The 9874-nt window shown below is 43.7% G+C and carries 8 protein-coding genes; 4 read left to right on the top strand and 4 right to left on the bottom strand.

The window, feature by feature from the left end; all coding sequences use genetic code 11:
- Positions 1–234: 234 nt before the first annotated feature.
- On the top strand, positions 235–684 hold the full coding sequence (locus tag GW12_RS03570) for a bacteriohemerythrin (RefSeq protein WP_034583493.1): 450 nt from the start codon (positions 235–237) through the stop codon (positions 682–684).
- On the opposite strand, the gene holA is transcribed toward GW12_RS03570, so the two are convergent.
- The 4 genes from holA to GW12_RS15310 all read right to left on the bottom strand — a co-directional run bounded on the left by holA (position 681) and on the right by GW12_RS15310 (position 5509).
- Entirely contained in the window at positions 681–1676 is a 996-nt protein-coding gene (gene holA / locus GW12_RS03565; protein ID WP_034583491.1) for a DNA polymerase III subunit delta, read from the bottom strand. The two genes, GW12_RS03570 and holA, sit on opposite strands and share 4 nt — an antisense overlap.
- A 9-nt stretch (positions 1677–1685) precedes the next feature.
- Positions 1686–2219, bottom strand: a complete 534-nt coding sequence (locus tag GW12_RS03560) for a lipoprotein (RefSeq protein ID WP_034583489.1) — start codon at positions 2217–2219, stop codon at positions 1686–1688.
- Between the two features lie 232 nt (positions 2220–2451).
- Entirely contained in the window at positions 2452–5073 is a 2622-nt protein-coding gene (gene leuS / locus GW12_RS03555) for a leucine--tRNA ligase (protein ID WP_034583488.1), read from the bottom strand.
- A 118-nt stretch (positions 5074–5191) separates the two neighbouring features.
- On the bottom strand, positions 5192–5509 hold the full coding sequence (locus GW12_RS15310; protein ID WP_081403449.1) for a DUF4124 domain-containing protein: 318 nt from the start codon (positions 5507–5509) through the stop codon (positions 5192–5194).
- Positions 5510–6161: 652 nt separating this feature from the next.
- On the opposite strand from GW12_RS15310, the gene GW12_RS03545 reads away from it, so the two are divergent.
- The 3 genes from GW12_RS03545 to ilvC all read left to right on the top strand — a co-directional run bounded on the left by GW12_RS03545 (position 6162) and on the right by ilvC (position 9500).
- The gene (locus GW12_RS03545; protein WP_034583486.1) at positions 6162–7889 is read left to right on the top strand and encodes an acetolactate synthase 3 large subunit; all 1728 of its coding nucleotides are present in this window, start codon (positions 6162–6164) and stop codon (positions 7887–7889) included.
- Positions 7886–8377, top strand: a complete 492-nt coding sequence (ilvN, locus tag GW12_RS03540; RefSeq protein WP_034583484.1) for an acetolactate synthase small subunit — start codon at positions 7886–7888, stop codon at positions 8375–8377. The genes GW12_RS03545 and ilvN overlap by 4 nt, the downstream gene beginning before the upstream one ends.
- A gap of 106 nt (positions 8378–8483) precedes the next feature.
- Complete coding sequence (ilvC, locus tag GW12_RS03535; protein WP_034583481.1) at positions 8484–9500, top strand: ketol-acid reductoisomerase; 1017 nt, start codon at positions 8484–8486, stop codon at positions 9498–9500.
- Positions 9501–9874: the final 374 nt, after the last annotated feature.

The following is a 9874-nucleotide window of genomic DNA, read 5'->3' as shown; positions in this document are numbered from 1 at the left end:
GTTATGAATAAAAAATGTGGTTATTCGCCGATTCAATTTGAAAAGCTTATTTAAAGTTGAGATTGGCGTAATAAAAATAAAAAATTAATCATAAACCTCTAGATTACGACCAAAAAATACCCTAATATCGAAATCCCTTATAAAAAATAAGGGTATGCATTACAAATCGATGAAGCCCTTATAAACTTATAAGATTTAACAATTATTTTTAAAAATTCTAGACGGGAAACATTCATGGAATGGAATGATAGTTACAATATCGGTATTGAGGTGATCGACAATCAGCACCGCCAAATTTTGGACTATATTAATATCTTGGAAGAGGTTCGAAAGACGGGGAATCGCGGTAAAATTAAAGAAGTTTTGGAGGATTTAATTGACTATACCCAGTCACATTTTACTTTCGAAGAAAATCTTCTGGAACAGGTGCATTATCAGTATTTGCCTTCGCATCGCGGCATTCATGGTCTGTTTGTCAAACGCTTGAATGATTATCGCGAGAAATTTCATCAAGGTTTATCGATCGAAAATGATCTGTATCGCCTGTTGTCGAAATGGTTAATCAATCATATTCAGCACGATGATCAGAATTATGTCGATGCCGTGCGAGATAACATGATTCATTATCTAAAAGTTCAGGAACAGAAAAAAGGCAAGGGCTGGTTTGCACGGTTCTTCAGTTAAACCGGCGAAGTCCACAGGCTTTTGCCACACATGCTGCTAATGGCTTGCAGCACCAAATGTTCAGGATTCTCATGGCCGAGACCTTTAATTGAGGTATCGATCCGCAATAAAAGCTGAGGCCAGCTTAAAAAAATTTGTGGACTTAAACGTCGCAGCGCCTGTTGATACAAACCTACTTTGGTTTTCCAGATGCCAATTTGCAACGCATTTTGCGGCTGTTCAAACAGTTGCATCAGCAGGCGCATTTCTTTGCTGATACTCCATAAAATCAGGCTCATCGGTTCGCCCGACGCAATCAGGTACTGAAAAATCTTGATTGATTGCACCAAGTTGCCATTCAGTAGCGCATCACTGAGATCATAAGTGCTATAGCGGGATTGATCCTGTAGGCAGGCATAGAGATGCTCAACTTGGATTATTTCCACATCGGCAAATGTATCACTGACACGCATCAGGCTGTTTTTGGCGGCGAGCAGGTTATGTTCATGATGCTGTTCCAACCAGGCCCAAGCGTCATTATCCAGTTTAATTCCCAGCTTCTCCGCTTCGACTGACAGAATCTGCTGACGGTCACGAGGATAATTCGCTGCCAGGGAAACATTGACACCATTAGCATCCATGACCTGGAAAAAGCTGGACTTGAGGCTGCTACTGTCCTGCTTGGGCATGACAACCAGTAACAGGTTGTCGCTATCTTGCTGTAAATAGCTTTTCAGCTGTTTGATGCCACTAGCATCCGGTTTGATGTTGCCATGCACTTCCACAGCAAGCCGGGTGGAAAATAACGACAGGCTGTTTAGGGCATTAAAAACATTTTTCCAGTCACTGGCCGAATTGATGTCATAACGCTGCCGCTCGACTTCGCGCTGTTGCCAGCTAGTACGAAAGGCATCCATCAAATTTTGTTCAAGTAAAGGTTCCTGACCATGCAATACCCAAGCACCACGAGCTTCGTTGACACGCTTTAATGCCTGCAGATAGTCAAGTTTCATACAATGCTCTTACTTAGCAGGTTGAGCAGAAGTATCTGGTTTTGCCAGCGGCAAACGGTTGGATGAAATCTGACGGGCAATCTGTTGAGCTACATCATCCACAAGTACCTGTTTCAGGAATACCTGTTCCTGGTCATCGGTATTCACAGTTTCAATGTCGTATTGATAGGTACGGGTTGCAATCACGGTACGCGGTTCAGTTACCGGATTGCCTTGCGCATCTTCGATACGGAAGGTCACGCTGAGGCGTAGCAAGGTTTCTACCAGCTTGCCATTGAGCTCCATACGACGAGGCGTATAGTCCAGTACACGCAGTACATAACCATTGGATGAGTTAGTCAACTGTACCCCAGCCGCACCGAGGTAAATCGCCAATTTTTCCTGTAAATCTTCCGTATTCGCTGGTAAAGCCAGGCTCATCACCGAGTAAGTAACAGGTACTGAGCTTGGATTGGTCCCTTTTAAATGGAAGCCACAGCCAACGAGGCCTGCACTTAGACCACAAGTTAAAACAATTGCTGCTAAACGTTTGCCCAAATGCATGCGTTGTCCTCTGTTCTTCCCGAAGGAAATATCTGAAATCCTGAACCGGATTGTAAAGTCAAAGCCCGTTGACTGGCAACGGGCTTTGTTTGGGAATTGTTTTACTTGCTAAATTTAATCCCTCTAAATCCCCCTTTTTCAAAGGGGGACTTTCCACAATGTGTAGTGCTTCTAGGAAGCGCAGCTCCTCCCTTTATTAAAGGGAGGGTGGGAGGAATTTCTCTAAATTTATTTAGACAACAAGGTTTACAAGTTTATTTGGCACCACAATTTCTTTCTTGGTCGGACCAGTCAGGAATTGCTGGATTTCTGGTAAAGCTTTGGCTTGTGTCAGGATGTCTTCTTTAGACGCATCTACAGAAACTTCTAGCTTGCCACGCAGTTTACCGTTCACCTGTACTACGATGGTTTGGGTGTTACGAGTTAGCGCAGACTCATCCACTTGCGGGAACTGAGCAGAAGTTAACTCGATACCAAACTGAGCCAACAGAGTTTGGCTTAAGTGTGGTGCAAATGGAGCCAGTAAGGTCAGCAGGGTGATGATGGCTTCACGGGCTGCCGCAACATCGTTGTCATCTTTTGCTTCAAACTTGTTGGTTGCATTCAGTAGTTCCATCAATGCCGCAATCGCAGTATTGAAGGCATGACGACGTTCGATGTCATCACCCACTTTCTGGATGGTTTCATGCGTTTTACGACGCAGGTCTTGCGCAGCGGTTGAAAGTTTAGCCTTATCGATTTCAGTCGCTGCATTGTCTTTTTCAAGGAAACCAATAGCCAGACGCCATACACGTTTCAGGAAGCGGTTAGAACCTTCCACACCAGCATCAGACCATTCCAGTGATTGATCTGGTGGTGCAGCAAACATCATGAATACACGGGCAGTATCGGCACCGTACTGGTCAATAATCGCTTGCGGGTCGATACCGTTGTTTTTCGATTTCGACATTTTTTCCTGACCGCCCACGATTACAGGCTCGCCGTCACCTTTGTATTTTGCAGAGATGATGCGACCTTTTTCGTCACGTTCCAGTTCGATATCTGCCGGGTTGAACCAGGTTTTCTTGCCAGATTCAGATTCACGGTAGTAGGTATCCGCCAGCACCATACCTTGAGTCAGCAGGTTAGTGAATGGTTCATTGCCTTCAACCACGCCTTCATCACGCATTAATTTGTGGAAGAAACGTGCGTATAACAAGTGTAGAATCGCGTGTTCAACACCACCGATGTACTGGTTCACTGGCAACCAGGTTTTACCTGCTTCTGGTTTTACCATACCGCCAGTAAAGTCTGGGGATGCATAACGTGCATAGTACCAAGATGATTCTACGAAAGTATCCAGTGTATCGGTTTCACGACGTGCATCGCCGCCACAGCATGGACATTTGGTTTCATAGAACTCCGGCATTTTGTTCAGCGGGTTGCCTGAACCATCTGGCACAACGTCAGTTGGTAGAACTACTGGTAATTGATCTTCTGGAACTGGCACCTGACCACATTTTTCACAGTTGATCATTGGGATTGGACAACCCCAGTAACGCTGACGGGAAACACCCCAGTCACGCAGGCGGAACTGAACTTTTACATTCGCAAGACCTTGTGGTTCTAGTTTTTCCAGGAAGGCATCAAACGCGCCTTGAAAGTCTAAACCGTCAAATTCGCCTGAATTTACCAGTTTGCCTTCTTTCGAACCGTACCATTCTTGCCATTCAGTTGCAGAGAATTCAGTATCATCTGCGCCTTTGGCATCGATGACTTGCTTGATGGTCAGGCCATATTTATTGGCGAATTCAAAGTCACGTTCGTCGTGTGAAGGTACCGCCATCACCGCACCTGAACCGTAAGACATCAGTACATAGTTGGCGATCCAGACAGGAACTTCTTCGCCAGTCAGTGGATGTTTCACGAACAGACCAGTCGCCATGCCTTTTTTCTCGGCAGTCGCCAGATCGGCTTCTGCCACAGAACCCATACGGCATTCTTCGATAAAGGCTTTTAACGCTGGGTTATTTTCAGCGGCTTTTTGCGCCATTGGATGTTCAGCTGCAATCGCAACATAAGTTACACCCATTAGTGTATCGGCACGAGTCGTGAATACAGTCAGACCATCTGCATAGATTTCTGGATTTGCAGAAGGGAAGGTGATTTCCATACCCTGAGAGCGACCAATCCAGTTGCGTTGCATGGTCAGCACTTGTTGTGGCCAACCGTCTTTTAACGTTTCAAGGTCATCGAGTAATTCTTGCGCATAGTCAGTAATGCGGAAGTAGTACATTGGAATATCACGTTTTTCAACCAATGCACCTGAACGCCAGCCACGACCATTTTCAACCTGTTCATTCGCCAGAACGGTCTGGTCGACTGGATCCCAGTTTACAGTTGAAAGTTTGCGGTAGATCAGGCCTTTTTTATACAGCTGGATAAACAGCCACTGTTCCCAGCGATAGTATTCTGGTGTACAGGTTGCGAATTCACGATCCCAGTCAATCGACAGACCCAGTTTTTTCAGCTGATTACGCATGTAATCAATGTTTTCAAAGGTCCATTTTGCTGGAGCAACTTTGTGTGCAATAGCCGCATTTTCAGCAGGCAGACCGAACGCATCCCAACCCATCGGTTGCAGTACAGTTTCACCTTTTAGGCGGTGAAAACGGCTGATCACGTCACCAATGGTATAGTTACGCACATGACCCATATGCAGCTTGCCACTTGGGTAAGGGAACATCGAGAGGATATAACGACGTGGACCTTCTACAGTGTCGGCAACTTTAAAGGCTTTGCGAGATTCCCAGTCCTGCTGGACTTGAGGCTCAATCGCACTGGCTTGGTATTCTGAGTCAATGTGAGTAGTCATAAACGTATTAATGAATTACGGTGGAAAAGTTTGTTGCACAGCATAGCGCAAAATGCACCTAAAAGTGAATTTTGCGCGTTCGAAATGTCAGTGAAAATGTCCCAGAATTAAGTTCTGCTTAGAGCATTTTTCCTGATGTTGCAGGTTGAGCCGCTGGTTGAGACTGGTTTTGTTCAACTGGAGCGGAATTTTCTTCTTTAGCAGACTTGGAGTCAGCAGCAGGCGCAGTGCTGTGAGATGGTGTCGGGTAGGAGTTCTTCCAGCCATAGGTCTCCACTTTGCCTGTTTTTTTGGCATTCTTAGGTGGCGGAGTCTTGGTGTAATGAGTAACCCCTTTGGCATCGACCCATTTATAGAATTCATTGGCCATGGCATTACTGCCCATTAAACTGATGCAAAGCATGCCTGCCAAAGCAGCGAAGCGTGAACTATTCATTCTGATCTATCCTTTGCAATTCAAGCACTAAGGTTTTTGATATTGTAGTCCTTTTAAATAATGAAGTAAGGGCATTTGTCGGCTTTTTGTCGACGTATTTCTGAAGGAACGTCAAATTTTTATATGAGTCATTCATAAAAAGTAAAATTAAAAATCATAAAAATTCATTCAAAATTTTTATATAAAGCATATTTAAAATTTATAGGAATAAATATTTAATTTATTGTTTTTAAATTATATTTTTTTTAGTTATTAGGGGTTTTAGTACAGCTATATAGATAAAAGTTTAGAAAAACAGCGAAAAGTATGAAATTTATGGTGTATAGCACGTTTTTTAAACTTGACTTTAGAGGCTGAAAACACAAGAATGCAGCAATAGTTTTACATGCCTTATCTCGATCACCCTTCGAATAAGTGTCATTTCATGCAATGGGCGATTTCTCTAGCCGAGAAATTGAACAAAGCTAAACAAAATATGTTTATCCCAACATGTTTTAGATCTCATATTGCTCGAACAGCTGAGAGATCAGATTTTTTCCCTATTGCGATGAAAACTATGATATATGTGTGCTATAACAGTGCAGACAGTTACTGAATGAGACACTGCAAATGCCTCCCATTTACGCAGTGAATAATATTAGGGTGAATCACGTTGGAACTTTTATCTGGTGGTGAAATGCTCGTTCGCGCATTAGCGGATGAAGGCGTTGAACATGTTTTTGGATATCCAGGCGGCGCAGTTCTACACATTTACGATGCGCTATTTCAACAAGACAAAATCAAACATTACCTAGTACGTCATGAACAAGCTGCCGGTCACATGGCAGATGCATACTCACGTGTAACAGGTAAGACAGGTGTTGTACTGGTGACTTCAGGTCCAGGTGCAACTAATACCGTGACCGCGATTGCAACAGCCTATATGGATTCTATTCCAATGGTCGTACTGTCAGGTCAGGTCGCAAGCCATTTGATCGGTGAGGATGCGTTCCAGGAAACCGATATGGTCGGTATTTCTCGTCCGATCGTGAAGCACAGCTTCCAAGTGCGTCATGCAAGCGAAATTCCAGCAGTTATTAAAAAAGCATTCTATATCGCAGCATCTGGCCGTCCAGGTCCAGTGGTTGTTGATATTCCGAAAGATGCAACTAACCCTGCAGAAAAATTTGCCTACGAATATCCTGAAAAGATCAAGATGCGTTCTTATCAGCCACCTTACCGTGGTCACTCAGGTCAGATTCGTAAAGCCATTGATGAACTGATTAACGCGAAACGCCCAGTGATTTACTCTGGTGGTGGTGTGGTTCAAGGCAATGCTTCAGCTCAATTGACTGAACTTGCACATTTGCTGGGTTATCCAGTGACCAATACCTTGATGGGCTTAGGCGCATTCCCTGGCGATGATGATCAATTCATCGGCATGTTGGGTATGCATGGGACTTATGAAGCCAACATGACCATGGCGAATGCCGATGTGATCTTGGCGGTAGGTGCACGTTTTGATGACCGTGTAACCAATAACCCTGCTAAATTCTGTCCGAATGCCAAAGTCATTCACATCGACATCGATCCGGCGACCATTTCTAAAACCATCATGGCGCACATTCCAATCGTGGGTGCAGTTGAACCTGTACTGAACGAAATGCTGAACCAGCTGAAACAGATGAATGTGTCCAAGCCAAATCCTGAAGCGATTGCTGCATGGTGGAAACAGATCAATGAATGGCGTGCCTTCCACGGCCTGAAATTCGAAGTGCCAACAGATGGTACCATGAAGCCACAACAGGTGGTTCGTGCGCTGGATAAAATCACCAATGGTGAAGCGATCATTACCTCTGACGTAGGTCAACACCAGATGTTCGGTGCCTTGCACTATCGCTATAAACGTCCTCGTCAATGGATCAACTCTGGTGGTCTGGGTACCATGGGTGTAGGCTTGCCATACGCAATGGCGGCGAAACTGGCCTTCCCGGATCAGCAAGTGGTTTGTATCACTGGTGAAGCATCAATTCAGATGTGTATTCAGGAGCTTTCAACCTGTAAGCAATATGGCTTGAACGTGAAAATTCTGTGCCTGAATAACCGTGCTTTAGGTATGGTAAAACAGTGGCAGGATATGAACTACGAAGGTCGTCACTCTAGTTCTTATGTAGAATCACTGCCTGACTTCGGTAAGCTGATGGAAGCTTATGGTCATGTAGGCATTGAAATTAACCATGCAGACGAGCTTGAATCAAAGCTTGCAGAAGCAATGGCGATCAATGATAAGTGCGTATTTATTAACGTAATGGTTGACCGTACGGAACACGTTTATCCAATGTTGGTAGCTGGTCAGTCAATGAAAGATATGTGGTTGGCTAAAGGGGAGCGCACTTCATGAGACATATTATCTCTGTACTCGTTGAAAACGAAGCTGGTGCATTATCCCGTTTAGTGGGCTTGTTCTCACAACGCGGCTACAATATCGAGACATTGAACGTGGCACCAACCGAAGATCCGACACTTTCACGTCTGACTCTGACCACTTATGGTGATGATCACAAGATCGAACAGATCACCAAACAGCTGAACAAGCTAGTTGAAGTGGTTAAAGTAGTTGACCTGTCAGAAGGTTCACACATCGAACGTGAGCTGATGCTGATCAAGGTAAAAGCACTGGGTTCTGCACGTGATGAAATCAAGCGTACTGCTGACATTTTCCGTGGTCAGGTTGTGGACGTAACGCCAACAACTTATACCATCCAAATTGCCGGTACGACTGAAAAAATTGATGCATTTATTGATGCATTAGCAGAAAACACGATTCTAGAAGTCGTACGTTCAGGTGTGTCTGGTATCGCACGTGGCGAAAAAGTACTGACCATCTAAATTCAAGGAATTACCTCGACTGAATTAAGAAGAGGGAATCAGGCAAGGCATATACTGGTGACTTGCCTGATGAAACAGACAAACAAGCATTTAAGCGGAGACAGCAATGCAAATTTTTTACGATAAAGACTGCGACTTATCTATCATCCAATCTAAGAAAGTAGCAATCATTGGTTATGGTTCACAAGGTCACGCACACGCGCTTAACCTTAAAGACTCTGGCGTTGACGTGACTGTAGGTCTGCGCGCTGGTTCTACTTCTTGGAAAAAAGCTGAAAACGCTGGTCTTAAAGTATCTGAAGTACCTGCTGCTGTTGCTCAAGCTGACCTTGTTATGATTCTGACTCCAGATGAATTCCAAGCTCAACTTTACCGCGATGTAATTGAACCAAACATCAAAGAAGGTGCAACTCTTGCATTCGCTCACGGTTTCTCTGTTCTTTACAACCAAGTTGTTCCACGTAAAGACCTAGACGTAATCATGGTTGCGCCTAAAGCACCTGGTCACACTGTACGTTCAGAATTCCAACGTGGTTCAGGTGTTCCTGATCTGATCGCTGTTCACCAAGATGCTTCTGGTAATGCTCGTAACGTTGCGCTTTCTTACGCTTCAGGCGTAGGTGGTGGCCGTACTGGTATCATTGAAACTTCTTTCCGTGAAGAAACTGAAACTGACCTGTTCGGTGAGCAAGCAGTTCTTTGTGGTGGTGCTGTTGAACTGGTTAAAATGGGCTTCGAAACTCTGGTTGAAGCTGGTTATGCACCAGAAATGGCTTACTTCGAATGTCTACACGAACTTAAACTGATCGTTGACTTGATGTTCGAAGGTGGTATCGCTGACATGAACTACTCAGTATCTAACAACGCTGAGTACGGTGAATACGTAACTGGTCCTGAAGTAATCAACGAACAGTCTCGTGAAGCAATGCGTAATGCACTGAAACGTATCCAATCTGGTGAATACGCTAAGATGTTCATCCAAGAAGGTGCGTTGAACTACCCATCTATGACTGCTCGTCGTCGTCAAAACGCTGCACACGGTATCGAACAAACTGGTGCTAAACTGCGTGCGATGATGCCTTGGATTCAAGCAAACAAAATCGTTGATAAAGAGAAAAACTAATTTATCAAATTCATTGATTTGAATGCGAAAACCCACTCATTTTGAGTGGGTTTTTATATTATTTAGGTTGAAAACCTGAAGGTAATAGTTAAGGTTAAAAAATAAAATAGGTGTTATTTATGTGCAAAGTTTTTTGGTTTTAAGTATATGTTTTTATTAATGTAATTTCAAAATCATCAATTTATTTTCATTAGTTAAATACGGCTTTGTTGCACAAAGATTTCATAACTATATAATTTTAAAAGTTTTGATTATTTTTTTGATCCAAAATTAAATCTATTTAAATCAGATGCTTACATATTTATGCAACAAAGCCCATCATGTGTGGTTCCATCGGGAAGTTACTTAGATTATTCAAATTACTAGCCTCCTGC

The organism is Acinetobacter sp. HR7 (genome assembly GCF_000773685.1).
GTDB lineage: Bacteria > Pseudomonadota > Gammaproteobacteria > Pseudomonadales > Moraxellaceae > Acinetobacter > Acinetobacter thermotolerans.
The sequence above is the reverse complement of the archived record's forward strand: the minus strand, read 5'-3'. Positions and strand labels throughout refer to the sequence as shown.